This is a genomic window from Aminobacter sp. Piv2-1, from assembly GCF_037625995.1.
Classification (GTDB): domain Bacteria; phylum Pseudomonadota; class Alphaproteobacteria; order Rhizobiales; family Rhizobiaceae; genus Aminobacter.
The window spans coordinates 21,712-46,036 of record NZ_JARKMU010000013.1 but is presented as its reverse complement, the minus strand read 5'-3'; the positions used below and the strand labels follow the sequence as shown (position 1 = coordinate 46,036).

Sequence of the window (24,325 nt, the reverse complement as noted above, 5' to 3'; positions counted from 1 at the left end):
GAGCGTTGCGGTTTCGGATTGAATGTCTGCTTTGCCGATTGCTACGTTGCCGGCCCGATCCTCACAAGACATGCCATGCGCCGCATCTCCAACATCGACGACATCAACCGCGGCCTCGACCAACTCTGCGCCATCGATCCGCGCCTCGGCGCCGTCCGCGAAATGGCAGGCGAAGTGCCGCTCCGGCTGTCGGAACCGGGCTTTGCCAGCCTTGCCTCCATCATCGTCTCGCAGCAGGTGTCGACGGCGAGCGCCAGGGCGATCTTCGGCCGCTTCTCCGTCCTCGTCGATCCGCTGACGCCGGAAGCGCTTCTGGCGGCCGGGGAAGAGGTGTTCCGCACGGCCGGCCTGTCGCGCCCCAAGCAGCGCACGCTGCTTGCCGTTGCGCGGGCCGCCGCCGACGGCCTCGATCTGCACGGCCTCTGCCGGCTCGACGCGCGCGAGGCCATGGCCGCGATGGTGGGGATTCCGGGCATCGGGCCGTGGACGGCCGAGGTCTACCTGCTCTTCGCCGCCGGCCACCCCGACATTTTCCCCGCCCGCGACGTGGCGCTGCAGAGTGCGGTGGGGCATGCGCTCGGCATCGATCCGCGCCCCGGCGAGAAGGCACTGATTCGGCTTGCCGAATCATGGGCGCCCTGGCGAGGGGTCGCTTCGCGGCTGTTCTGGGCGTATTATCGGAACACCCGCGGTCGCGATGGCGCGCCGCCTGCGGGAAATCCCGCTTGAATCGACGCAATCGCGACTTTTTGAGCGATTTTCCGGCCAGCCAGGCGCTTCACATTCCTGTCACCTCGGGCTTACAGTATTCGTGCCGTTAGGTTCGAAGACCAAAGGAGGTAAGCGAAGTGACGGTTGCCGTGTCTCCGGATGGGCTTCCAGCACTAGTGCTGAACGCGGATTATCGCCCGCTCAGCTACTACCCCTTGTCGTTGTGGTCCTGGCAGGACGCGATCAAGGCGGTGTTCCTCGACCGCGTCAACATCGTCGCCGAATACGAGCACGCCGTCTCGTCGCCCACCTTCTCGATGAAGCTGCCGAGCGTCGTCAGCCTCAAGAACTACGTCAAGCCGTCGCGCTATCCGGCCTTCACCCGCTTCAACGTGTTCCTGCGCGACCGTTTCCAGTGCCAGTATTGCGGCACGCCCGAGGATCTGACCTTCGACCATGTCATCCCGCGCCACCGCGGCGGGGCCACGACCTGGGAAAACGTTGTCGCCGCCTGCTCGCCCTGCAATCTCAGGAAGGGCGGCATGATGCCGGCGCAGGCCAAGATGTGGCCGCTGCAGAAGCCGTTCCAGCCGACGGTGCACGACCTGCACAACAACGGCCGGCTGTTCCCGCCCAACCACCTGCACGAAAGCTGGATGGACTATCTCTACTGGGATGTCGAACTGGAGCCTTGATGAAGGCTGATCTCCCCCCGTGTGGGGGAGATGTCCGGCAGGACAGAGGGGGGTGCGAAGGATCGCTGCCCGCCTGCGACCATCACCCCTTCCTGAACGCGCCGCGGAAGGCGACGACGGCCAGGATCGCGCTGGCGATCACGTTCCAGCCGGCAAACGACAGGCCCAGCACCCTGAGCGCCGCCTTGTTGCAGGAGGGCGGCACGACCTCGTTGAGGACGTCGAGCAATCCCTTGCCGCCGGTGTCGACCGGGCCGGCGACCGCCGCGCAGTCGGTCGGACCCTGCCACCAGGCCCATTCGACGCCGGCATGGAAGACCGCCAGGTAGAGCCCGTAGGTCATCAGCAGCCCGCCGGCGACCAGCAGGGCACGCGTCGTCCAGGCCGGCCACTGCATCACCGAGGCGAGTGTCGCCAGCGCCATCAGCGGCACGCCGACATAATAGGGGGTGCGCTGCTCGAGGCAGAGCTTGCAGGGCATGTAGCCGCCGATGTGCTGGAAGCCGAGCGCGGTGCCGACGACGACGGCCATGGCGACGGCGAGGAAGAGCGCCGTCGCGGTCAGGCTGCGGCGGCTGGTGTCGGAGGCAAGCGAGGTCATGGGGCGAGGTCCGAATGGGTTGAGCCGGTCAGGCGAGATACTTGACGAGAAGATAGAGCAAAATCAGGGCGGCGGCAGCGATCCCGGCGAGCAGGCCGAGGCGCTTTTCGATGAAATGGCGGATCGGATCGCCGTAGGTCCTGAGCAGCCAGGCGAGGAACAGGAAGCGTGCGCCGCGGGCGACGATCGCTGAGACGATGAACCAGCCGAGCGGGAAGCCGACGACGCCGGCGAGGATGGTCACCACCTTGATCGGCGGCAGGTGCGCCAGGCCCGAGGTGACCAGCATCAACAGGATGATGCCGGTGCCGGAGGCCACCTTGAGCGCCTCGAACTCGTCGAACTTGCCGTAGAACTCGAGAACCGGCCGGGCGACCGCCTCGAAGGCGTAGTGCCCGAGATACCAGCCGGCGATGCCGCCGAGCACCGAGGCGACCGTCGCGACCAGCGCGTAGCGATAGGCGCGGTCGGGCCGCGACAGCGCCATCGGCAGATAGAGCACGTCCGCCGGCACGAGGAAGATCGAGCTCTCGATGAAGGCGATGATGGCCAGCCACCATTCGGCGGATTTCCGTGCCGCGAGCGACAGGGTCCAGTCGTAGAGTTGGCGAAGCATCGGGTCCTCTTGGATTGCGCGCCTTGTGTAGGCAGAAATGCCGCGCCGCACAATGCCGGCGCCATTCACGAATGTGAAACACGCCAAGCGTGCACGATCAGTCGCACAATCGCGCGCCGAGACGGTTGACGGACGGGCCGCGGACCGTATAGTCCGCCTCCGTTCTGCCCGCTCGCGGCAGGCCCCTATGGCGGAATTGGTAGACGCGCTCGACTCAAAATCGAGTTCCGCAAGGAGTGCTGGTTCGATCCCGGCTAGGGGCACCATCTCCCTTTCGAAAGGGTTGTTGCTTCCACCGCACCGGTGCCGGAAGCGTCGGCAGCGGCCTGGGTCGATCACGCGCACACAGTTGACTTGCTCGATCGGAAAAGCTCTCTAGAATAGGGTTGCCGTGAGCTATCCAAAGAGAAGTGCAATTGTCTAATATAGAATCCGATGTGTTCAAGTTCCTGAATTTCCGTTTCTTGCTTTTCTGGGTTTTGTTGGCGGGGATCGGCGTGAGCGTGCTCTCCGGGGCATCGATGTCCGCGGACACTGTCAAGGCGTTGTTGAAGGAGAATGGTCCGGTGGAGGTCGCGAGTGCGGTTCTGCACTTCGTGGTCGCGGCGGTTGCGGCGGGCTTCTGGCTTCGTCGCGGTGGGCTGGCCGGGCCGATCGCGGTAGCCGCACTGCTCCTGGGCGCGCGCGAGCTGGACTGGCATCACGCCTTCACCACATTCGGCCTGTTCAATCTTCGCCAATATCTCAGGCCGGAAGTTTCGCTTGTCGAGAAACTGGCCAGCGCCGGCGTCGTGGTCCTCATCGGCACCGTCCTGGCGGTTTCGCTGACGAGGTCGAAGGACCACATCAAGGATCTGTTGGTTCGCAGGCCACCCGCCGCCTACGGCGCGGTCGTGCTCCTGGCCTACTTGCCGACCCTCAAGGTTCTCGACGCCATTCCCCGCTGGTTCCGGCAGGCCGGGAGCGCCCTTTCCGAAACGGCCATGAAATATTCCCGGGCGCTCGAAGAGATCAACGAAATGTGGTTGCCGGTGCTGGTGCTGCTGTTCCTGTTGCAGCTGTATTTTCCCTCGTGGAGGATCGAGCCGAGCGCGACGCCAAGCCTGAACGGCACGCCTGGCTGAGACAGGTCCCTTGACGTCGCCCGGGAGCGGGGCTACCCGACAAAGCCTGTTCACGGTGCCTGGCCTCATAGGCCCCGGCACCATTTCCACTCGCGGAGGAGCGGAGACGACCGTCCATGCTCGAACGGCGCGACAGCTACGACGCCCTCTATCGCGACTTCCGCTGGAACATCCCGCATAAATTCAACATCGGCACCGCCGTGTCCGACCGTTGGGCCGCAATCGATCCCGGCCGCACGGCGCTTTTCGAATACCGCGCCGAGGGCCAGGCCGAGACGCTGTCCTTCGGCGAGCTCGCCCGGCGCTCCAACGCCTTCGCCAACGCGCTCAGGGCCCGCGGCGTGCGCCGCGGCGACCGTGTCGCCCTGCTCCTGCCGCAGAGCTTCGAGACGGCCATCGCCCATGTCGCCATCTACAAGCTCGGCGCCGTCGCCGTGCCCTTGGCGCTGCTGTTCGGCGTCGAGGCGCTCGAATATAGGCTGCAGACCGCGGGCGTACGCGCGATCGTCACCAATGCGGCCGGCTTCGCCAAGGTCGGCCAGATCAGCGGCCGGCTGCCGGAACTCGAGACGATCGTGGTGGTCGGCAGCGGCGGCGGCGACGACTTCCAGCGCCTCGTCGCCGGCCATTCGCCGGTGTTTTCAGCCGAGCCGACCGGCCCCGACGATCCGGCGATGATGATCTTCACCTCGGGCACCACCGGACCGCCCAAGGGCGCGCTGCACGGCCACCGCGTGCTGCTCGGCCACCTGCCGGGCATCCAGATGGCGCAGGAATTCATGCCAGAGCCGGGCGACCTGATGTGGACGCCGGCGGACTGGGCCTGGGCCGGCGGCCTGCTCAACCTGCTCTTGCCCGGGCTCTATTTCGGCCTGCCGGTGGTGGCCGGCCGCTTCGACAAGTTCGATCCGGAGGCGGCGCTGGTGCTCGTCGAGAAGATGGGCGTGCGCAATGCCTTCATCCCGCCCACGGCACTGCGCATGCTCAAGGTCGTCCCCGACATCCGCAAGCGCTTCCGGCTGTCGTTGCGCAGCATCGGCTCGGCCGGCGAATCGCTCGGCCGCGAAACCTACGACTGGGCGGCCGCCCAGCTCGGGCTGACGGTGAACGAGTTCTACGGCCAGACCGAATGCAACGCCGTGCTCGCCTCCTCGGCCGGGATCGGCGTCAGCCGGGGAGGGGCCATCGGCAAGGCCGTGCCCGGCCATCGCGTCGCCATCATCGACGGCGAGGGCCGCCGCGTGCCCGTTGGCGAGCCCGGCCAGATCGCAATTGCCCGGCCCAACCCGGTGATGTTCCTCGAATACTGGCAGAACCCCGAGGCGACAGAGAAGAAGTTCATCGGCGAGTGGATGACCACCGGCGACCAGGGCATCGAGGACAAGGACGGCTACGTCACCTTCTTCGGCCGCGACGACGACGTCATCACCTCTGCCGGCTTCCGCATCGGCCCCGGCGAGATCGAGGACTGCCTCACCGGCCATCCGGCGGTGGCCCTGGCGGCTGCCGTCGGCAAGCCCGATCCGCTGCGCACCGAGATCGTCAAGGCCTATGTGGTGCTCAAGGAGGGGGTTACGGCCGATGCCGCGCTCGCCGAGGAGATCAAGCTCTGGGTGCGCGAGCGGCTTTCGGCGCACGAATACCCGCGCGAGGTCGAATTCGTCGATTCCATGCCGCTGACCACCACCGGAAAGGTCATCCGCCGCATTTTCCGCGAGCGCGCGCGCCGCGAGGCGCGGCCTACCTAGCGCTTTCCGAGCAGGCTACGCATCCGGTCGCGCAGCCTGACCGCCAATTTCCGCGTCTCTCGGTAGAGATGCAGTTGCGAGGCGGCCTGGCGCGTGGCGCGGTCGGCGTCGGGGGTCAGCCCGACCACGATGGTCCCGAACGGCTTGCGTTCGCTCCACATGCGCCCGACCATCGGATGGTCCGGCACCGCGCAGGAATCCGTCGTCATGATGTTGGGGTCCTCGAGGTGGCGCGCGGTGACGTCCATCATCAGCAGCGCGCCGGGCGAGAACCGAGACAGGCTCTCGTCATAGGCGGTCTTCCAGGTGTAGGCGACGCCGGCTTCGACGAAGACCACCAGGCTGGCTACGGTGCGGCCGTCGAGGGTCAGCGAATGGATGCGGCACAGGTCGTGTTCGGCCATGCGGTGCACCGCCTCGCGGGCGAAGGCCGCGCGGTAGCGGTCGATCACCATGGCGGTGCGCTTGCGGCCCTTCCAGCCCGAGGCCTCGAGCGTCAGGAACTGTTCGATGGCGTGGCGCACCTCGTCCTGGCTGCGGGCCACCTTGTGTTCGACCGTGCCCTGCTCGGCGAGCCGCCGGCCGAGGCGCTTGAACTCGCCGTGGTGGCGGCCGCCCAGCGCCGCCTTGAGATAGTCCTCGCCGTCCAGCTCGCTTTCGAGGAAGGGGCGGTCGAAGCGGCCGGTCGTCTCGATCGGCAGGCCGCGTGCCTCGGCCACCGCGCCCAGCAGGCGGGCGACCGCGCCGTCGAGGCGCATGTCGGGCAAGACGAAGACGCGCGGCAGCTTGAGACGGGGCCGCGCCAGCATGGCGAAGAAGTCCTCGATCACGCCCGCGGGGTCGTCGCGGTCGACGAGCGGCATGCCGAGCGGGCCGAACGGGCTCGACCAGGTCCGCATCACCGGCACGCCGAGGGGTACTGCCGGCCCCTCGATGGAATAGGGCACCAGCAGGCGCAGCCTGTTGCGGTATTCGGTGCCGTCGCGGATGACGGCAAGCCGCACCTCGCGGTCCTCCAGGCGGGGCATGGCGGGCGCGAGGAAACGCGGGTTGAAGAAGACGTTGGGCTCGATGGTGCGGGCGCACAGATGGTCGAGCTCCTCGACTAGGTCGAAGCCGGCCGAGGCGGGGTAGATCGCCAGCCGCCGCTGCGGCCGCTCGGAAGAGACCAGTTCGAGCTGCGCCTGGTCGGCGGGGTGTCCCGGCGCGTCGGCGAGGCCCGCGATCATCGAGCCGGCAGGCCCGCCGCTCACCTCCTCGAGAAGGGGGACCGCCGCCATCACCCAGCCTCCCTGCCGCGCATGGGCACGAACACCAGCATGACGATGCCGAGCCTGCGCCACACGGTGAGGGCCAGCGCGCTGGCCTCGAAGATCATCGCCGCCGAGGTGGCGATGGCCGCGCCCCACAAGCCGAGGCTCGGGATCAGCGCCACGTTGATGGCGATGTTCAGCGCCAGCGTCATGGCGTAGACGAGGGCGCAGATGTTCTGGTTGCCGCTCATGGTGAGCAGGCTCTCGCAGGGGCCGACCGCCGAGCGCGCGACGACCGCCGCCACCAGCAGGAAGAGCAGCGGATAGCCGGTGTCGAAGCCGGGCCCGAACAGCATCAGCAGCGGTTCGCCCAAAAGCAGCACCACGATGCCCATCAGAAGCGACGGCCAGAAGGTCCAGGACACCGTCTCGTGGGCGAAGGCGGCCAGCTTGTCGGGCTCGCCATGCGCGAAGCGGGCATAGCGCTGGGCCACGCCCGCCTTGACGGCGAAGTAGACGAAGTGCACCAGCGCCAGCGTCTTCACCGCGGCGAAATAGACCGCCACCCGGTCGGGATCCATGTAGAAGCCGACCATCAGCACGTCGGCGTTGGTGAGCAGGAAGAAGAAGCTCTCGACCAGGAAGATCGGCAGCGAGATCTTCAGCCAGTAGCCGAGGCGGACGGTGCGCGGGCCGGGGGGAACGCGCCGCTCGGCGCGCGCCGGAATTTGGACAAGCTGACCGAGGGTGGTGGCATAGGTGGCGGCGATTGACGCCAGCACCGCCGTTTCGGCCGTCGCCGGCAGGCCTGAGGCGAGGGCTGCCGCCATGAAGGCGAGGATCAGCACCGGCCGGATGATGTAGGCCGGCAGCAGCGCCGAATACGCCCAGCTGTTGGCCCGCGCCTGCCCCTGCAGCAGGTCGGACAGCGCGATCATCGGCAGGCAGAACATGCCGAGGAAGAACGGCGCGACGTAGTAGGCCTCGATCCTGGCCGAGACGAGCCAGACGCCGGCGGCGCCGAGGGCTGCGATCGCGGTCGAGGCGAAGAGCACGAGCCGGCGGCTGGCGCGGAGTATGCCGCGCAGCTCGGCGAACATGCCCTTCTCGCGATATTCGGGGATGAAGCGGATGACTGACGTGTGGAAGCCGAGGCACGACAGGCTGCCGGCGATCACCATGGCGACCCAGACCAGCACGAAGATGCCGTATTCGAAGCTGCCCATCCAGCGTGCCAGCAGCACCTGGCTGACGAAGGCGATCGCGGCGCTGACGATGCGGACGGCGAAGGCGAACAGCGACATGCGCCCGGCCTCGCCGCGCTCGTCGGCGCTGAACAGCGCGGCGTCGATCCGGCGCAGCGCCGGCATGACGCGCGTGGCGATCGGCCCCGGCAACAGGCGCTCGGCTGTCGTCGCTGCGGAAAAGCGCAACGCAAACTCCATCTTCCGCAATATTCCCGCTCAGGCTCTACTGGAGAGCGATTAAGAAACGGTTGGACGGCATGTGTATCGCGGGGAGGAGCCGGTGATCCCGGAAGAAGAGCGCAAGTCGATGCTCAGGGCGCATTCGATCGGCCCGACGATGATCCGCTATCTCGAGGAGATCGGCATCGAGCGGCTCGCCGACCTGCGCGGCGCCGATCCGCACGAGATCGCCATGCGCATGAACATCGCGCTCGGGCGACGACACATCAATTCGCTCGGCGTCGCCGCACTGCGCAATCTCATCGCACTGGCCGAGCGCGAGGCGCCCTGAATGTGAAAAGGCCCGGCACGTGGCCGGGCCTTTTCACATTTGTGCCCTGCCGGTCAGGCGAAGGCGCCGTGGCAGTGCTTGTACTTCTTGCCAGAGCCGCAGGGGCAGGGCTCGTTGCGGCCGATGCGGCCCCAGGTCGAGGGATCGTTGGGGTCGCGGTCTTCCTCGGCGACCACGCGGGCGTCCTGCAGCACGGCAACCGAACCTTCGCCGAAATCGTCCTCGCCGGTGGTGCCGTCGATGTGGTGGCCGTGCATCTCCGGCGCCTGCGGCGGCGGTGCGTCCGCCGCCTGGCGGACGAGCTCGACGCGCATCAGCTGCGCCGTCACCGCCTGGCGGAGATTGGTCAGCATGGCCTGGAACAGCTCGAAGGCCTCGCCCTTGTATTCGTTGAGCGGATCGCGCTGGGCGTAGCCGCGGAAGCCGACCACCGAGCGCAGGTGGTCGAGATTGACCAGGTGCTCGCGCCACAGGTGGTCGAGGGTCTGGAGCACGACCGAGCGCTCGACATAGGTCATGACGTCCGGACCGAAGCGCTCGGCGCGGTCCGCTGCTGCCTGGTCGGTCGCCGCGGTGATGCGCTCGCGGATGTCTTCCTCGGCGATGCCCTCTTCCTTGGCCCAGTCGGCGATGGGCAGGTCGAGGTTGAGGTACTGGATGACGTCTTCCTTGAGGCCGCTGACGTCCCACTGCTCGGCATAGGCGGTCTCGGGGATGTGCTTGCCGACCAGGTCTTCGATCACGTCCTGGCGCATCTCGGCGACTACCTCGGACAGGCTCTGGGCGTCCATCAGCTCGATGCGCTGCTCGAACACCACCTTGCGCTGGTCGTTCTGCACGTCGTCGTATTTGAGCAGGTTCTTGCGGATGTCGAAGTTGCGCGCCTCGACCTTCTTCTGCGCCTTCTCCAGCGCCTTGTTGATCCAGGGGTGGATGATGGCCTCGTCTTCCTTGAGGCCGAGCTTCTGCAGCATGCCGTCCATGCGCTCGGAGCCGAAGATGCGCATCAGGTCGTCCTGCAGCGACAGGAAGAACTTCGAGCGGCCCGGATCGCCCTGGCGTCCCGAGCGGCCGCGCAGCTGGTTGTCGATGCGGCGGCTTTCATGGCGTTCGGTGGCCAGCACGTAGAGGCCGCCGGCGGCCAGCGCCTTTTCCTTGAGGCGGGCGACGTCCTCGCGGATCGCCTTTTCCTTCGCGTCGCGCTCGGGTCCGGCCGGCGTGTCGGCCAGTTCCTCGGCGATGCGCATGTCGGCGTTGCCGCCGAGCTGGATGTCGGTGCCGCGGCCGGCCATGTTGGTGGCGATGGTGATGGCGCCCGGCTTGCCGGCCTGGGCGACGATCGCAGCCTCGCGCTCGTGGTGGCGGGCGTTCAGCACTTCGAAATTCTTGAAGCCGTCCCTGCGCAGCCGCTCGGCGAGCTGCTCGGACTTCTCGATCGAGGTGGTGCCGACCAGTGTCGGCTGGCCCTTGGCGTTGGCTTCCCTGATCTCGCGGACGATCGCCTTGTACTTCTCCTCGACTGTCCGGTAGACCTCGTCGTCCTCGTCGAGGCGCTTGACCGGCAGGTTGGTCGGAACCTCGGTGACGTCGAGATTGTAGATGTTGCCGAATTCCTCGGCTTCCGTCAGCGCCGTGCCGGTCATGCCGGCGAGCTTGTCGTACATGCGGAAGTAGTTCTGGAAGGTGACCGAGGCCAGCGTCTGGTTTTCCGGCTGGATCGCCACGTGCTCCTTGGCTTCGAGCGCCTGGTGCAGGCCCTCGGAGAAGCGGCGGCCCGGCATCATGCGGCCGGTGAACTCGTCGATGATGACGATCTCGCCGTCCTTGACGATGTAGTCCTTGTCCTTCTGGAACAGGCGATGGGCCTTGAGCGCGTTGTTGACGTGGTGGACCATGGCGACGTTCTCGACGTCGTAGAGCGACTCGCCCTTCAGCAGGCCCGCCTCGCGCAGCATGTTCTCCATCTTCTCGGTGCCCTCTTCGGTGAAGATGGCGGTCTTCTGCTTCTCGTCGACCTCGTAGTCGGAGGGGACGAGATGGAGAAGGAAGGCGTCGACCGTGTTGTACATTTCCGAGCGGTCCTCGAGCGGACCGGAAATGATCAGCGGCGTGCGCGCCTCGTCGACCAGAATCGAATCGACCTCGTCGACGATGGCGAAGTTGTGGCCGCGCTGCACCATCTGGGCGCGCTCATACTTCATGTTGTCGCGAAGGTAGTCGAAGCCGAGCTCGTTGTTGGTGGCGTAGGTGATGTCGCAGGCATAGGCCGCGCGGCGCTCTTCGTCGGACAGGCCGTGCACGATGATGCCGACGGTCAGGCCGAGGAACTTGTAGAGACGGCCCATCCATTCGGCGTCGCGGCTGGCGAGATAGTCGTTGACGGTGACGACATGCACGCCCTTGCCGCTCAGCGCGTTGAGGTAGACGGGCAGGGTGGCCACCAGCGTCTTGCCCTCGCCGGTGCGCATCTCGGCGATGCCGCGCCCGTGCAGCACCATGCCGCCGATCAGCTGGACGTCGAAGGGACGCAGGCCGAGCGCGCGCTTGGCGCCTTCGCGGACCGTGGCGAAGGCCGGGATCAACAGGTCGTCGAGGCTCTTGCCGTCGGCGAGTTCCTGGCGGAACTCCGCGGTCCTCGCGCGCAGCTGTTCGTCCGACAGCCCCTGCAGTTCTTTTTCCAGAGCATTGATCGCTTCCACCCGGGGCCGGGTCGATTTGACGCGGCGGTCGTTGGAGGAACCGAAAATCTTACGGGCGATGCCGCCGAGACTGACCATCAAGTGGCCCTTTCAATCCGAATGAAGCCGACTGTCCGCCGGCCGAACCTGCCGAGGGGTAAGGCGGGGGCAGGTGCAACGCGAAAAGCGCCCGGAAAACGGTTCTGGACGCGAGGACGTTGGACAGATAAGAGGGGGCACAACTTATGTCAACGCTGCCGAGAGCGAGCAACAGGCGCCAAATTCCGCCACATTCGCGTTGATTGGAAGTGCGGTCGTTCCCCTCTACCGGAGAGTATTTATGTCATTTTCGATTCGTAGCGCCTCGCTTGCCCGTCTCGGGCTGGCGGCGAGCCTTATTGCGTTAACTGCCTTTCCCCTCGCGGCGCAGGAAACCGCTCCCGCTGCACCGGCCGCCGCGGCGGCCGCTCCGGTAGATCCGGCCAAGGTCGTTGCGACCGTCAACGGCCAGGACATCACCGAGGCCGACATCACGTTGGCCGAATCCGATCTCGGCGCCCAGTTCGGCCGCCTGCCGCCGGAACAGCGCCGCGCCGCCGCGCTGTCGTCGATCATCGAGATCAGGCTGCTCGCCGCCCAGGCCGCGGAGAAGGGCCTCGACAAGGACGCCGAGTTCCAGCGCCGCATGGCCTTCCTCACCCAGCGCGCCCTGCATGGCGAGATGGTCGAGAAGGAAGTCGCCGGCAAGCTGACCGACGCCGACATCCGCGCCCGCTACGACAAGGAAATCGCCGCGCAGCCGCCGGTCAACGAGGTCCACGCCCGCCACATCCTGGTCAAGACCAAGGAAGAGGCCGAGGCCATCATCAAGAAGCTGGACGGCGGCGAAGACTTCCAGAAGCTCGCCAACGAGAACACCACCGATCCGAGCGGCAAGACCAGCGGCGGCGACCTCGGCTATTTCGGCCCGGGCCAGATGGTTCCGGAATTCGAGAAGGCGGCGCTCGCGCTCGAAGTCGGCAAGTACACCAAGGAGCCGGTGCAGACCCAGTTCGGCTGGCACGTCATCAGGGTCGAGGACAAGCGCGCCCAGCAGCCGCCGGCCTTCGATCAGGTGAAGGAAGAGGTCAGGTCTCTCCTGATCCGCGAGAAGTACATCGAGCTGGTCAAGGGCATCCGCGGCGCGGCCAAGGTCGACATCGCCGATCCGGAGCTCAAGAAGGCGATCGAGGCGATCGAAGCCTCCAAGTAGGCCCGGTTCGATCGGAACTCATCAGAAGGGCGGCGCCGATGGCGTCGCCCTTTTTCATTGTGACGTGCACAAACGGGCCGTCGCCTGGCGTGTTCGCCCTGCGCCGGTGGCCGAATGACCTTGGCCGCTGCCGTTGGCAGAGTGAGTGACGCCCGCCTCGAGTGACAGGCCGGATAGCCCCGTTTCAAGGAGCAGCGCATGCCGTCGACCGACCTGATCGTTGCCTTCCTCGCGACTGCGGCGATCTTCGCCTTCATCCCCGGACCCGCCATGCTCTATGCCGCCGCCCGGACGATGGCGCGCGGACGGCGCTCCGGCTTCATGGCGGCGCTGGGCATCCACATCGGCGGCTATGTCCACGTCGTCGCGGCCGCCGCCGGCCTGTCGTTCCTGTTCCACGCCGTTCCGTGGCTCTACGTGGCCGTCAAGCTCGCCGGCGCCGCCTATCTGGTCTGGCTGGGCATTTCGATGTTCCGCGGGCGGAAACAGGGCGAGTTCGATGCCTTGGGCATCGGCCAGAAATCCGGTCGTCGCGCCTTCGTCGAAAGCGTGGCCGTCGAAGTGCTGAACCCCAAGACGGCCATCTTCTTCCTGGCGTTCCTGCCGCAGTTCATCGATGCGTCCGCAGCATTCCCTGTCTGGCTGCAGTTCCTCGTCTTCGGAATGCTGGTCAATACGATGTTCACCGTTGCGGACATCGTCAGCGTGGTGCTCGCAGGGCTGGTGATCGGCCGCCTCCAGCGCTCAGGTCGCATGCAGCGGCTCATGCAGCGTGCCGGCGGCGCGGTGCTGGTCGGCCTCGGCGTGCACGTCGCGCTTCAGCGGAGCTAAGCGCAGCTTCTTCGGGCGCTCGTGGCGAACCAGCCTCAGGCCTTGATGCCGTCGACGAGCATGCGCACCGCCCGGCGCAGCGTCGCGTCGTCCTCGTCCAGCCGGCCGGTGAGCAGGTGCACCCAGGCATAGGAGGCGACCATGTCGGCGACCTGTTCTGGATCGACGTGGTCGGCCACTTCGCCGCGCGCCTTCGCCCGCGCGACCAGCTTGCCGGTGCGCGCCCGCCGTCCGGCGGCGTAGCCGGCCAGCGCTTCGGCGGCCGCCGGGTCCGCCTGCGCCTCGGCGAGCAGCGACCGGAAGATGCCGCCCGACGGCGTCTGGCGCCAGTGGACGAATAGGCTTTTCACGAAGCGGAACAGGTCTTCCTCGATGTTTCCGGTGTCGGGATAGTCGACGTCGCGCTTCTGGCGCTGGTAGACCTCGAGCAGAAGGGCCGCCTTGCTCGGCCACCAGCGATAGATCGTCGGCTTGCCTGCGCGGGCACGGCGCGCCACCGCCTCGATCGAGAACCCGGCATGGCCGTTCTCGACCAGCACGGCCTCGGCGGCCTCGAGGATCGCCTCCGAGCTCTCCAGGCTGCGCCTGGCGCCCACCGATTTCCGTGCAGCTTCCGTTTCCACGCTCATCTTTTTCTCCGTTCTTCGCCCGACCTTACATCACCCCTTGACGAAACGAAACGGACCGTTTTATATAACGAAACGTTTCGTTCCGATGGAGATTGAAATGACAGCTTCCGCAACCCGCTTCTCCCGTCCGCGCTTCGCCCTCATGGTCATGCTCGCCGTCTATCCGCTGATCACCGGGCTCCTCTACGTCGTCATGCCGCTGACCGAGGGCTGGTCCACCTGGCAGCGCACCCTGGTGATCGTCCCGATCATGGTCGGCGCGATGATCTGGGGCCTGATCCCGGGCGTCCAGCGCCTGTTCCGCCGCTTCCTCAATCCGGCGGTGATTTGAGGACGTGGCCCACGTCTTCGTGAGGCGAAACGCCTTGCGAAGCCTCGCGCTATCGGGCAAACGGTGCCGACCTTAACCGTTTTCCCGAGCCCGCAGAGGTTCCCTGATGTCGACCGCCGTTTCCCCGCTCGCGCCGAAGAAATATCCCAAGATGCCGGCCATCGAAGGCGTGCGCATCGCCACCGCCGAGGCGGGCATCAAGTACAAGGGCCGCACCGACGTTCTGGCCATGGTGTTCGACGCGGGAACCGCCGCCGCGGGCGTCTTCACCCGCTCCAAGTGCCCCTCGGCCCCGGTCGATTTCTGCCGCCAGAACCTTTCGGGCGGCAAGGCGCGCATCCTGGTGGTCAATTCGGGTAACGCCAACGCCTTCACCGGCAAGAAGGGCCGCGAGACCACCTCGATGACCGGCGAGGCCGCTTCCAAGGCCGCCGGCTGCACGCCGGGAGAAGTGTTCCTCGCGTCCACCGGCGTGATCGGCGAACCGCTCGACGCCGGCAAGTTCAGCCACCTGCTGTCCGGCATGGTCAAGGACGCCAGGCCCGACCAGTGGACCGAGGCCGCCAAGGCGATCATGACCACCGACACCTATCCCAAGGTGGTCACCGCGACCGTCAAGCTCGGCGACACTGACGTCACCATCAACGGCATCGCCAAGGGCGCCGGCATGATCGCGCCCGACATGGCGACGATGCTGTCCTTCGTCGCCACCGACGCGCCGATCGCTTCCGAGGTGCTGCAGGACATGCTGTCGCGCGGCACCGCCAAGACCTTCAATGCGGTGACCGTCGACAGCGACACCTCGACCTCCGACACGCTGATGCTGTTCGCCACCGGTGCCGCCGCCAAGCGCGGCGCGCCCAAGATCACCGATCCCAAGGATGCGCGCCTCGGCGCCTTCCGCCGGGCGCTCAACAAGCTGCTGAAGACGCTCGCCGTCCAGGTGGTGCGCGACGGCGAGGGCGCGCGCAAGCAGATCGAGGTCACCGTCACCGGCGCCAAGTCGGCGCGTTCGGCCAAGCGCATCGCGCTGTCGATCGCCAATTCGCCGCTGGTCAAGACCGCGGTCGCCGGCGAGGATGCCAACTGGGGCCGCGTGGTCATGGCCGTCGGTAAGGCCGGCGAGCCGGCCGACCGCGACCTCCTGTCGATCTGGTTCGGCGACAATCGTCTCGCCCACAATGGCGAGCGCGACCCGAACTATTCGGAAGCCGCGACGTCGGCCTACATGAAGCGCGACAGCATCGCCATCCGAGCCGACATCGGCGTTGGCCGCGGCAAGGCCACGGTGTGGACCTGCGACCTGACCAAGGAATATGTTGCCATCAACGGCGACTACCGGAGCTGACGGTCACGTGAACCAGAACTATCCGTCGCACAAGCTGGCGACCGTCCGACGCTACGAGGCGGCGGGCTTTCGCGCCTGGCCGGCGGCGGCCGTCCACTATGACGGCACCTGGCTCGTCCGGTTGACTGCCGGCCACCCGGCCAAGCGGCTGAATTCGGTCAATCCGCTCGACCCGGCCGACGTGCGCAACATCCCCGATCGCATCGCCCGCGCCAGCCGGCGCTTCGAGGCCTATGGCCGGCCGCTCACCTTCCGCATGTCGCCGCTGTCCGGCCCGGCGATCGCCGCCCATCTCGACCGCGAGCGCTGGAACGTGTTCTCGGAATCGCTGGTCATGCGCCTGTCGCTCGACGACGGCGTCGTGGAGCACGCCATGGACCAGATCCCGCTCAAGGACATCGGCCGCTTCGTCAGCGCCTCGATGGCCGTGCACGGGCTGGACCCGTCGCTGCGTCCGGGCCTGTCGGAAATCATCGGCGCCATCCAGCCCGAAGCGGGCCTGTTCATCCTCGAGCAGGACGAGCAGCCGGTGACCACCGCCATCTGCGTCCACGACAACGACCTCGCCGGCCTGTTCGAGATCGCCACGACCGAAGCCGAGCGCGGCAAGGGCTTTGGCCGCCGGCTGATCCTGTCGTCGCTCAAATGGGCACGTCTTCGCGGTGCGCGCCAGGCCTGGCTGCAGGTCGAGGCAGGCAACGAGGATGCGCTGCGTCTCTATCGCAAGATGGGCTTCAAGGAAGTCTACCGCTACCACTATCGCCGTCCGCCGGAGGCCTGAATTGACCGACCAGGGAAAACGACTGCTGCTGGTGGCGGCCTGCGCGCTGGTGGATGCCGACGGCCGCGTGTTGCTCGCCCAGCGGCCCGAGGGCAAGCAGCTCGCCGGGCTGTGGGAGTTTCCCGGCGGCAAGGTCGAGCCGGGGGAGACGCCGGAAGAGACGATCGTGCGTGAGCTGCGCGAGGAGATCGGCGTCGAGACCAAGATCGCCTGCCTCGCCCCGCTCACCTTCGCCAGCCACACCTACGAGAGCTTCCATCTGCTGATGCCGCTCTATGTCTGCCGCCGCTTCTGGGGCACGCCCGAGCCTAAGGAAGGGCAGGCGCTGAAGTGGGTGCGCCCGAAGCAGATGCGGGAGTACCCCATGCCGCCCGCCGACGAGCCGCTGATCCCCTTCCTCATCGATCTGCTCTGACCGGTTGAACCTGCGCATCGTGCCTTCCAAGGATCGGGACCGATTTTGGGCCGATGCGCCGGGCCAGCGTTAAGGCAAAGTTTATCCAATCGTGAAATGTTGAACTGCCGCCGGCTGCCTCGGCGTGCGCCGACACGAACTCGCGGGGGGATGCTGCCTGTGCAGGCCGACAAGGAGTGGGACCTCATCCGGCCCGAACGCCAGTCCTCGGCAAGCCGGGCGCGCGCGGGCATCCTGCGGGTCACCCTGCTGTTCGGCCTTGTTGCGGTGGCGCTCGCCCTGATCGTCACGCCGATGCTCGAACAGCGCATCCGCCCGCAGATCGGCCAGCTGCGCTTCGACGGGCTCGACTACACCGCCACCGGCTCCATCCGCCGCAACATCGGCTACACCGTGCGCCGCAGCGTGCTGCAGGGGTCGCCGCAATCGGTCTGCATTATCCGCGACAACGGCTTGCGCAGCGGCGCGTGCTGAGCGTTCGGGCGTGGCGGCCGCAGGCTTCATCGCCCGTTAATGCTAAGCCGTTAACCTTTCTTAATCTGTGGCCGCTACGGTCAGATAGCAAAATGACGGGTGGACGCGACCGATGATCTGGCGATTCCTGAAGGACGACTCCGGGGCCACGGCCATTGAATACGGCTTGATCGCGACGCTGATCGCCGCGGCGATCGTCGGCGGCTTTTCGCAGCTGGCCAGTCAGCTTCAGGCGCTCTGGGGCGACAACAACGGCGAAATCCAGAAGGGGCTGAATCCCTAGCCTGGCTCGCATTCGCGCCGTGAATTACTTCTTGCCATCCTCGCCCAGCACCTTGGCCAGCGACACCTGCGCCGAACCCGGCTTGAGCGGCTTCTGCTGCGAGGGGTCCGGCGCCCAGCCCGACAGCCACACGAACGAGAAGCTCGCCCGCACCCGCCCGTCCGGGTCGGAGAAGCGTTCCGCGTAGATCTCCGCCGCGCGCTGGAACAGCCGCCGCGTCGCCGGCTTGCGCGAGCGGTCGGCGAGCGCCGAGGTCGCGCCCATGGCTCGCAGATCGGCCAGAAGCCCGAACATGGTGTCGTAGCGCACCGTCACCGTCTCGACGTCCGCCACCGGCAGGGCGAAGCCCGCCCGCTGCAACAGCGCGCCGGCGTCGCGCACGTCGGTGAAAGGGATGACGCGCGGGCTGGCGCCGCCGCTGATTTCGGTTTCCGCCGCAAGCAGGCTCTCGCGCAGCTCGGCGAGCGTGCCTGCGCCGGCGATCACGCCGAGGAACAGCCCGTCGGGCCTGAGCGCCCGCCTGATTTGGATCAGCTGGCCGGGGATATCGTTGGCCTCCTGCAGCGCAAGCAGCGACACGGCGAGGTCGACGCTCGCCGGCTCCAGCGCGATCGTGTCGGCATCGGAGACGATGCCCGGCCCGCCGCCGAGGAACGCCGCGTCCGCCTCGACGCGGACCGTCTCGGCCACCTTGCCGCTGGCAGCCAGCACGGCCGCCGCCGCCGGGCTGTGGCAGAAGATCGCCGCCCCCCGCGCGAAGCTGCGCTCGACCGTCGCCAGCCGTTCGGCCAGGTCGTCGGCCGCCCGCGCCATCAGGAAATCCGCGCCCGGCACGTTCCGCATCAGCGCGCGGCGGCGATGCGCGATGACGAGACTGGCGTCGAAGATCGGTTGCACGTCCAAATTTCCTTTCGCCGGGTTTCTGCTATCGTCGCCCGACCTGGAGCGCCGCGCAAAGGACGCTCCGGCACTTTTGAATCTTCGCATTCTGCCTTGCGAAAATCGATTCCGATCGTCGGAAGGCAGAATGCGGTGGCAACCCTCGTGGCCGATCCGATGCCGGAGATCAAGAGCCTCGCTCATGCCGTCGCCGCCTGGCCGGCACGGATACTGTTTCCGCCGGCCTGTGCCGGCTGCCGGCGCCAGCTGGCGCAGCCCGGCGCGCTGTGCGGCGCCTGCTGGTCCGGCCTGCGTTTCATCGAGAAGCCGTGGTGCGAGGTGATGGGCACGCCCTTCAGCCACGATTTCGGGCCGGGCTTCCTTTCGGCGGAGGCGATCGCCAGCCCGCCGCCCTTCGCCCGCGCCCGCGCCGCCGTCGTCTATTCCGGCGTCGCCCGGCGCATGGTCCAGGGCCTCAAGTTCCACGACCGCACCGATCTCGCGCCGTGGATGGCACGCTGGATGCTGCGCGCCGGCGCCGAACTCGTCGCCGAGGCGGAGGTGGTCGTGCCGGTGCCGCTGCACTGGCGCCGCTTCCTGTGGCGGCAGTTCAACCAGTCGGGGGAACTCGCCCGCAACGTGGCATCGCTCTCCGGCCTGGCGTTTGCCCCGGGTGCGGTGCGACGCGTCAAGCGCACGCGCCAGCAGGTCGGCCTCGGCCAGCGCGAACGCGCCGAGAACGTCCGCGCCGCCTTCGCGGTGCCGCCGCGGGACGGAGATGCCATCCGCGGCCGGCGCGTGCTCGTCGTCGACGACGTCTATACAACAGGCGCCACGGTCTCGGCCGTCGCGCGGGCGCTGAGGAAGGGCGGGGCAGGTGCCGTTGATGTACTTACCTTCGCGCGCGTCCTGCCTGGGGACTTCCGGCCCGACGATACGGACACTATATAGTCGGCCAAGGACAACAGGTTTTCATCATGGTCGACGTCACTATCTATACCCGCATGATGTGCGGTTACTGCGCCGCTGCAAAGCGCCTTCTCGAACGCAAGGGCGTTGCATTCACCGAGCATGACGCTAGCTTCTCGCCCGAGCTTCGGCAGGAAATGGTGACGCGCGCCAAGGGGCGCTCGACCTTCCCGCAGATCTTCGTGGGCAGCGTGCATGTCGGCGGTTGCGACGACCTGCACGATCTCGACGCGCAGGGCCGCCTCGACGGCCTTCTGGCAACCGGTTCGCTGGGGTGAGGACGAACGATGGCGATTTTCAAGGCGGCGGCGGTGCAGATGCGCTCGGGCAAGGAGCCTGAGCGCAACGTCCGTGATTTCGAGGCGCTGGTGCGCGAGGCCGCCGGACTTGGGGCGACCTATGTCCAGACGCCGGAGATGACCGGTGCCATCGTCGGCGACAAGGATGCCCGCGCGACAGCCTTCACGACCGAGGACAAGGACCTCGTCGTCGCTTCGGGCCGCAAGCTGGCCGCCGAACTCGGCATCCATCTCCATGTCGGCTCCACCGCGATCGTGCGTGCCGACGGCAAGCTCGCCAACCGCGCCTTCCTGTTCGGGCCCGACGGGGCGGCGCTCGCCACCTACGACAAGATCCACATGTTCGACGTCGACCTCGACAATGGCGAGAGCTGGCGCGAATCCTCGGCCTACGAGCCGGGCACCGACGCTGTCGTCGCCGACACGGCCCTCGGCAGGCTCGGCTTCGCCATCTGCTACGACCTGCGGTTCCCGCAGCTGTTCCGCGCCGAGGCGTTGGCCGGCGCCGAGGTGCTGACCGTTCCCGCAGCCTTCACCCGCCAGACCGGCCTCGCCCACTGGCATGTGCTGCTGCGTGCGCGGGCGATCGAGAACGGCGCCTTCGTCGTCGCCTCCGCCCAGGGCGGCAGGCACGAGGACGGCCGCGAGACCTTCGGCCACTCGCTGATCATCGATCCGTGGGGCCGCGTCCTCGCCGAGGCCGCCAATGACGAGCCCGGCGTCATCGTTGCCGAGATCGACACCCGCCATTCCGCCGATGCGCGCAAGAAGATCCCCAATCTCAAGAACGCACGCACCTTCGAGGTTTCGCTGCGCAAGCCGGGCGAGGGGGCTCTCAGGGGAGCCGCATCTTGATCCGCTTCTCCCTTCATTGCGACAACGCGCACGACTTCGAAGGCTGGTTCCGCAGCAACGACGACTTCGACACCCAGCGCAAGCGCGGCTTCGTCGAATGCCCCGAATGCGGTTCGCGCAAGGTCGAGAAGGCGCTGATGGCGCCGGCCGTGTCGACCTCGCGCAAGCAGGAAAAAATCGCGCTCGCCATGGGCGACGAGCAGCGCAAGGTCATGGCCGCGCTGAAGGAACTGTCCGAGAAGGTGCGGGCCAACGCCGAGGACGTCGGCGACAAGTTCGCCGAGGAAGCCCGCAAGATCCATTTCGGCGAGGCCGAAGCGCGCGGCATCTACGGTGCTGCCACCCTCGATGAAGCCAAGGGCCTTGCCGAAGACGGCATCGACTTCATGCCCCTGCCGGTGTTTCCCGACGACAGGAACTGATCGGGAGCCAAGGCTTCCATTTTGCTGGAGGAAGCATTGGAAGCCCAGAAGCCCGGCCAGCCGACCTATCCCTACAGCCTTCACACGAACCGCGAACTTGACATGATGCTGGCCGGCACGAAACCTTTTGCCGCGTTCTCCCATCAGCGTGTCGAGGGGTTCGAGAAACCCGATGCCTTGGCAGGCCAGGACTTTGAACCTCACGTGAAAAGCGGTGTGCTGTCGGAGCACGTCAGGACATTCCGAGGCACGTCCGAGGGCGTTCCCCTTGATGTCGACTACTACTTCTACGCTGTTCCTGGCGAAGAGTGGCGCGTGGAAGCTTATTCGCTATTGCTTGAACTGCTGCATCGCGGCGCTTGGTGTTCTCAGCTTGAATGGCTGCAAGGCAGGCTGCTCGGCTATACCGACGAGCAGAACGAGTATCATCTGGCTCGTGCGTATCCGGACGGATGGCGGCGTTGAGGCCACACTACCTCACCCATCGCCCACCGCCAGATCAAACGCCTTGCACAACGTCGCCGGTGCCACATTGCGCCAGGCGGTCGTCAACGCGCTGCGCAGCGTCTTCTCGTCGGCGGCCGCGAGCAGCAGGCGGGTCCAGCCCTGCTTGCCCCAGCCGCCTTCCAGCGCCTGGAACACCGCTGCTTCGGCCGCGCACATCATCTCCTGTTGGTCGCGCGTCAGCTTGATCACGGCGTTGCCGTCCTCGGGCAGGCTGGCGAAGACGCGGTCGCGGACGCGGAAGTCAGGCTTGCCGAAATGCGATTTCTCGGTCGCTCCGGGCAGTTCCAGGGCGATCCGTCTGACATCTTCAGGTGTCATGGCTCTCGATCCCGTCATGGTCGGCCCACGAAGGTGAGGGATCGCGGCGGACGGCGCAAGCTCGCGCGGCCCGCCCGTGGACCGGTCGGCGTCAGGCCGCCTTTTCGGCCAGCACCATGTAGTTGACGTCCATGTCGCGCGATTTCTGCCAGCGGTCGGCCAGCGGATTGTAGATCACGCCGGTGCGGTCGATGGTGGCGAGGCCGGCGCCGGTCAGCGCCTTGTCGAGCTCCTCGGGACGCACCAGCTTGCCGTACTGGTGGGTGCCGCGCGGCAGCCAGCGCAGCACATATTCGGCGCCGACGATGGCCAGACCCAGCGCCTTGAAGGTGCGGTTGATGGTGGCCACGAACATGATGCCGCCCGGCTTCACCATCTCGCCGCACTTCTTCACGAACAGCTCGACGTCGGCGACGTGCTCGACCACTTCCATGTTGAGGATGACGTCGAATTTTTCGCCCGCGTCGGCCAGGTCCTCGGCGGTGGTGGCGCGATAGTCGACGCTCACGCCCGACTCCGCCGCATGCAGCTTCGCCACCTCGATGTTGGTCGCCGAGGCATCGGCGCCCACCACTTCGGCACCCAGGCGCGACATCGGCTCGCACAGAAGCCCGCCGCCGCAGCCGATGTCGAGGAAGCGCAGCCCCTCGAAGGGCCGCGCCGCATGGGTGTCGCGGCCGAAGCGCTGGGCCACCTGGTCGCGGATATAGCCGAGCCGGACGGGATTGAACTTGTGCAGCGGGCGGAACTTGCCGTTCGGGTTCCACCATTCGGCCGAGAGCGCCGAGAACCGCTCGACTTCTCCGGCATCGATGGTCGATGGGCGGGGATCTGGCATCAATGTGGTCTCCTTCGAGCAGAAGCAAGTCGGGTCTGGGGCCGGGATTGTCAAGGCACGTTTTCGGCACCGGTGGGCCGGCCGGCAGCAGCGGAGCCGCCGGCAGATCGGCCGTCGGGGGTGCGAATACGCATGTATTCTAGGTTTCCGTTCGCCAGGCCGTGACCGCGATCGATGCGTGCGACCAGTCGATGCCGGCGGGGCTATCGCCTGCGCCGCCTGGCAGCCGCCGGCCTCGGCTACCGGCTTTTCGGCAGCCGTCCGTCGCGCGCCGGCAAACCGGGCGCGGTGATTTGTCTGGCCGGGCGTCCTTGCGGAAGGCGCCCGTTTTGGATATGGAGGCCGCGCATTCGGCACCGCGCCAACCGGCGGTGTTTTCAACCATTTTCCGGTCTTTCGCGAGGCCGGCGCACAGGCAAGGGCATTTCGCTTCCATGGCGCGCATCGTGATGAAGTTCGGCGGGACGTCCGTCGCCGACCTTGACCGCATCCACAACGTGGCGCGGCACGTCAAACGCGAGGTCGATGCCGGCCATGAGGTCGCGGTCGTCGTCTCGGCCATGTCGGGCAAGACCAACGAACTTGTCGGCTGGGTCCAGGGCATGCCCAAGGCCACCGGCGCGAACAGCCCGTTCTTCGACGCGCGCGAATACGATGCCATCGTGGCGTCCGGCGAGCAGGTGACCTCGGGCCTTCTGGCGATCGCGCTGCAGTCGATCGGCGTCAATGCCCGCTCGTGGCAGGGTTGGCAGATCCCGATCAAGACCGACGGGGCGCATGGCGCCGCGCGCATCCTCGACATCGACGGCTCGTTCCTGATCAAGCGCTTCCAGGAAGGCCAGGTGGCGGTCGTTGCCGGCTTCCAGGGCATCGCGCCCGACAACCGCATCGCCACGCTTGGCCGCGGCGGCTCCGACACGTCGGCTGTCGCGATCGCGGCGGCCGTGAAGGCCGACCGCTGCGACATCTACACAGATGTCGACGGCGTCTACACCACCGACCCGCGCATCGAGCCCAAGGCCCGGCGCCTGTCCAAGATCTCCTTCGAGGAAATGCTTGAAATGGCGTCGCTCGGCGCCAAGGTTCTGCAGGTGCGTTCGGTCGAACTCGCCATGGTGCACAAGGTGCGCACCTTCGTGCGTTCTTCCTTCGAGGATCCGGATGCGCCCGGCATGGGCGATTTCCTCAACCCGCCTGGTACTCTCATTTGTGACGAGGATGAAATCGTGGAACAGCAGGTCGTTACCGGTATCGCCTACGCCAAGGACGAGGCCCAGGTCTCGCTGCGCCGCGTCGCCGACAGGCCGGGCGTGGCAGGCGGCATCTTCGGGCCGCTCGCCGAGGCCAACATCAATGTCGACATGATCGTCCAGAACATCTCCGAGGACGGCAAGTTCACCGACATGACCTTCACCGTGCCCTCGGGCGACGTGAACAAGGCGCTGGCCGTGCTTGAGAAGATCCGCCCCGACATCGGCTTCGACGCCGTCCAGCACGACGAGGGCATGTCCAAGGTGTCGGTCATCGGCGTCGGCATGCGCAGCCATGCAGGCGTTGCCGCCACCGCCTTCCAGGCGCTGGCCTCCAAGGGCATCAATATCCGCGCCATCACCACGTCGGAGATCAAGATTTCGATATTGATCGACGGTCCGTATACCGAACTTGCTGTTCGGACTTTGCATTCCGTCTACGGTCTCGATAAGCAGTAGT

The 24,325-nt window shown here is 66.8% G+C and carries 28 protein-coding genes and 1 tRNA gene; 20 read left to right on the top strand and 9 right to left on the bottom strand.

Features of this window, described 5'->3' with window-relative positions:
• Positions 1-75 precede the first annotated feature (75 nt).
• Both AmiPiv_RS21105 and AmiPiv_RS21100 read left to right on the top strand, forming a co-directional pair.
• Entirely contained in the window at positions 76-729 is a 654-nt protein-coding gene (locus AmiPiv_RS21105; protein ID WP_340040548.1) for a DNA-3-methyladenine glycosylase family protein, read from the top strand.
• Positions 730-848: 119 nt separating this feature from the next.
• Entirely contained in the window at positions 849-1,406 is a 558-nt protein-coding gene (locus tag AmiPiv_RS21100) for an HNH endonuclease (RefSeq protein WP_340040546.1), read from the top strand.
• Between the two features lie 82 nt (positions 1,407-1,488).
• Here the strand turns inward: AmiPiv_RS21100 and AmiPiv_RS21095 are convergent, their stop codons facing one another.
• Both AmiPiv_RS21095 and AmiPiv_RS21090 read right to left on the bottom strand, forming a co-directional pair.
• Positions 1,489-2,007: a disulfide bond formation protein B gene (locus AmiPiv_RS21095; protein ID WP_340040544.1), complete on the bottom strand. Its 519-nt coding sequence runs from the start codon at positions 2,005-2,007 to the stop codon at positions 1,489-1,491.
• Between the two features lie 28 nt (positions 2,008-2,035).
• Positions 2,036-2,623 carry a YqaA family protein gene (locus tag AmiPiv_RS21090; RefSeq protein WP_340040542.1) on the bottom strand — a complete coding sequence of 196 codons (588 nt, stop codon included), beginning with the start codon at positions 2,621-2,623 and terminating at the stop codon, positions 2,036-2,038.
• Positions 2,624-2,804: 181 nt separating this feature from the next.
• On the opposite strand from AmiPiv_RS21090, the gene AmiPiv_RS21085 reads away from it, so the two are divergent.
• The 3 genes from AmiPiv_RS21085 to AmiPiv_RS21075 all read left to right on the top strand — a co-directional run bounded on the left by AmiPiv_RS21085 (position 2,805) and on the right by AmiPiv_RS21075 (position 5,495).
• Positions 2,805-2,889, top strand: a tRNA-Leu gene (locus tag AmiPiv_RS21085).
• Between the two features lie 171 nt (positions 2,890-3,060).
• Positions 3,061-3,747 (top strand): hypothetical protein, encoded by a 687-nt coding sequence (locus AmiPiv_RS21080; RefSeq protein ID WP_340040540.1) that lies wholly within the window; start codon positions 3,061-3,063, stop codon positions 3,745-3,747.
• 116 nt (positions 3,748-3,863) lie between these two features.
• A complete protein-coding gene (locus AmiPiv_RS21075; RefSeq protein ID WP_340040538.1) occupies positions 3,864-5,495 on the top strand; it encodes an AMP-binding protein in 1,632 nt (543 codons plus the stop codon).
• Here the strand turns inward: AmiPiv_RS21075 and AmiPiv_RS21070 are convergent.
• Both AmiPiv_RS21070 and AmiPiv_RS21065 read right to left on the bottom strand, forming a co-directional pair.
• Entirely contained in the window at positions 5,492-6,775 is a 1,284-nt protein-coding gene (locus AmiPiv_RS21070) for a GNAT family N-acetyltransferase (RefSeq protein ID WP_340040536.1), read from the bottom strand. The two genes, AmiPiv_RS21075 and AmiPiv_RS21070, sit on opposite strands and share 4 nt — an antisense overlap.
• Positions 6,775-8,181 carry a lipopolysaccharide biosynthesis protein gene (locus AmiPiv_RS21065; protein ID WP_340040534.1) on the bottom strand — a complete coding sequence of 469 codons (1,407 nt, stop codon included), beginning with the start codon at positions 8,179-8,181 and terminating at the stop codon, positions 6,775-6,777. Before AmiPiv_RS21065 ends, AmiPiv_RS21070 begins: the two co-directional genes overlap by 1 nt.
• 94 nt (positions 8,182-8,275) lie before the next feature.
• On the opposite strand from AmiPiv_RS21065, the gene AmiPiv_RS21060 reads away from it, so the two are divergent.
• Positions 8,276-8,506: a hypothetical protein gene (locus tag AmiPiv_RS21060; RefSeq protein WP_340040532.1), complete on the top strand. Its 231-nt coding sequence runs from the start codon at positions 8,276-8,278 to the stop codon at positions 8,504-8,506.
• 53 nt (positions 8,507-8,559) lie between these two features.
• On the opposite strand, the gene secA is transcribed toward AmiPiv_RS21060, so the two are convergent.
• A complete protein-coding gene (secA, locus tag AmiPiv_RS21055; protein ID WP_340040764.1) occupies positions 8,560-11,283 on the bottom strand; it encodes a preprotein translocase subunit SecA in 2,724 nt (907 codons plus the stop codon).
• Positions 11,284-11,524: 241 nt separating this feature from the next.
• On the opposite strand from secA, the gene AmiPiv_RS21050 reads away from it, so the two are divergent.
• Both AmiPiv_RS21050 and AmiPiv_RS21045 read left to right on the top strand, forming a co-directional pair.
• Entirely contained in the window at positions 11,525-12,436 is a 912-nt protein-coding gene (locus AmiPiv_RS21050) for a peptidylprolyl isomerase (RefSeq protein ID WP_340040530.1), read from the top strand.
• Between the two features lie 198 nt (positions 12,437-12,634).
• Positions 12,635-13,267, top strand: coding sequence for a LysE family translocator (locus AmiPiv_RS21045; RefSeq protein WP_340040528.1), 633 nt, complete (start codon positions 12,635-12,637; stop codon positions 13,265-13,267).
• Between the two features lie 35 nt (positions 13,268-13,302).
• On the opposite strand, the gene AmiPiv_RS21040 is transcribed toward AmiPiv_RS21045, so the two are convergent.
• Positions 13,303-13,896 carry a TetR/AcrR family transcriptional regulator gene (locus AmiPiv_RS21040; protein WP_340040526.1) on the bottom strand — a complete coding sequence of 198 codons (594 nt, stop codon included), beginning with the start codon at positions 13,894-13,896 and terminating at the stop codon, positions 13,303-13,305.
• A gap of 97 nt (positions 13,897-13,993) precedes the next feature.
• Here AmiPiv_RS21040 and AmiPiv_RS21035 point away from each other — a divergent pair, with 97 nt between their 5' ends.
• The 6 genes from AmiPiv_RS21035 (at position 13,994) to AmiPiv_RS21010 (ending at position 17,528) form a co-directional block, all read left to right on the top strand.
• Positions 13,994-14,227: a hypothetical protein gene (locus AmiPiv_RS21035; RefSeq protein ID WP_340040524.1), complete on the top strand. Its 234-nt coding sequence runs from the start codon at positions 13,994-13,996 to the stop codon at positions 14,225-14,227.
• A 106-nt stretch (positions 14,228-14,333) separates the two neighbouring features.
• Positions 14,334-15,575, top strand: coding sequence for a bifunctional glutamate N-acetyltransferase/amino-acid acetyltransferase ArgJ (gene argJ / locus AmiPiv_RS21030; protein ID WP_340040522.1), 1,242 nt, complete (start codon positions 14,334-14,336; stop codon positions 15,573-15,575).
• On the top strand, positions 15,544-16,356 hold the full coding sequence (locus tag AmiPiv_RS21025) for a GNAT family N-acetyltransferase (RefSeq protein WP_445206987.1): 813 nt from the start codon (positions 15,544-15,546) through the stop codon (positions 16,354-16,356). Before argJ ends, AmiPiv_RS21025 begins: the two co-directional genes overlap by 32 nt.
• A 1-nt stretch (position 16,357) precedes the next feature.
• Positions 16,358-16,771: a (deoxy)nucleoside triphosphate pyrophosphohydrolase gene (locus AmiPiv_RS21020; protein ID WP_340040518.1), complete on the top strand. Its 414-nt coding sequence runs from the start codon at positions 16,358-16,360 to the stop codon at positions 16,769-16,771.
• A gap of 150 nt (positions 16,772-16,921) precedes the next feature.
• On the top strand, positions 16,922-17,245 hold the full coding sequence (locus AmiPiv_RS21015; RefSeq protein WP_340040517.1) for a hypothetical protein: 324 nt from the start codon (positions 16,922-16,924) through the stop codon (positions 17,243-17,245).
• A gap of 112 nt (positions 17,246-17,357) precedes the next feature.
• Positions 17,358-17,528 (top strand): Flp family type IVb pilin, encoded by a 171-nt coding sequence (locus tag AmiPiv_RS21010; RefSeq protein ID WP_340040516.1) that lies wholly within the window; start codon positions 17,358-17,360, stop codon positions 17,526-17,528.
• 24 nt (positions 17,529-17,552) lie between these two features.
• On the opposite strand, the gene AmiPiv_RS21005 is transcribed toward AmiPiv_RS21010, so the two are convergent.
• Complete coding sequence (locus AmiPiv_RS21005; RefSeq protein WP_340040515.1) at positions 17,553-18,425, bottom strand: methyltransferase domain-containing protein; 873 nt, start codon at positions 18,423-18,425, stop codon at positions 17,553-17,555.
• A gap of 147 nt (positions 18,426-18,572) precedes the next feature.
• On the opposite strand from AmiPiv_RS21005, the gene AmiPiv_RS21000 reads away from it, so the two are divergent.
• The 5 genes from AmiPiv_RS21000 to AmiPiv_RS20980 are packed head-to-tail and all read left to right on the top strand — an operon-like array spanning position 18,573 to position 21,417.
• Complete coding sequence (locus tag AmiPiv_RS21000; RefSeq protein WP_340040762.1) at positions 18,573-19,358, top strand: ComF family protein; 786 nt, start codon at positions 18,573-18,575, stop codon at positions 19,356-19,358.
• A gap of 26 nt (positions 19,359-19,384) precedes the next feature.
• Positions 19,385-19,654, top strand: a complete 270-nt coding sequence (grxC, locus tag AmiPiv_RS20995) for a glutaredoxin 3 (protein WP_340040514.1) — start codon at positions 19,385-19,387, stop codon at positions 19,652-19,654.
• A 9-nt stretch (positions 19,655-19,663) separates the two neighbouring features.
• On the top strand, positions 19,664-20,530 hold the full coding sequence (locus AmiPiv_RS20990) for a carbon-nitrogen hydrolase family protein (RefSeq protein ID WP_340040513.1): 867 nt from the start codon (positions 19,664-19,666) through the stop codon (positions 20,528-20,530).
• Complete coding sequence (locus tag AmiPiv_RS20985; protein WP_340040512.1) at positions 20,527-20,952, top strand: DUF1178 family protein; 426 nt, start codon at positions 20,527-20,529, stop codon at positions 20,950-20,952. The genes AmiPiv_RS20990 and AmiPiv_RS20985 overlap by 4 nt, the downstream gene beginning before the upstream one ends.
• A 36-nt stretch (positions 20,953-20,988) precedes the next feature.
• Positions 20,989-21,417, top strand: a complete 429-nt coding sequence (locus tag AmiPiv_RS20980) for a hypothetical protein (protein WP_340040511.1) — start codon at positions 20,989-20,991, stop codon at positions 21,415-21,417.
• A 12-nt stretch (positions 21,418-21,429) separates the two neighbouring features.
• Here AmiPiv_RS20980 and AmiPiv_RS20975 read toward each other — a convergent pair whose 3' ends face one another.
• Together AmiPiv_RS20975 and ubiG are read right to left on the bottom strand one after the other, a co-directional pair.
• A complete protein-coding gene (locus tag AmiPiv_RS20975) occupies positions 21,430-21,777 on the bottom strand; it encodes an MmcQ/YjbR family DNA-binding protein (RefSeq protein ID WP_340040509.1) in 348 nt (115 codons plus the stop codon).
• A 91-nt stretch (positions 21,778-21,868) separates the two neighbouring features.
• Entirely contained in the window at positions 21,869-22,615 is a 747-nt protein-coding gene (ubiG, locus tag AmiPiv_RS20970; RefSeq protein WP_340040507.1) for a bifunctional 2-polyprenyl-6-hydroxyphenol methylase/3-demethylubiquinol 3-O-methyltransferase UbiG, read from the bottom strand.
• Positions 22,616-23,049: 434 nt separating this feature from the next.
• Between ubiG and AmiPiv_RS20965 the strand changes: the two genes are divergently transcribed.
• The gene (locus AmiPiv_RS20965) at positions 23,050-24,324 is read left to right on the top strand and encodes an aspartate kinase (RefSeq protein ID WP_340040505.1); all 1,275 of its coding nucleotides are present in this window, start codon (positions 23,050-23,052) and stop codon (positions 24,322-24,324) included.
• Position 24,325 lies beyond the last annotated feature (1 nt).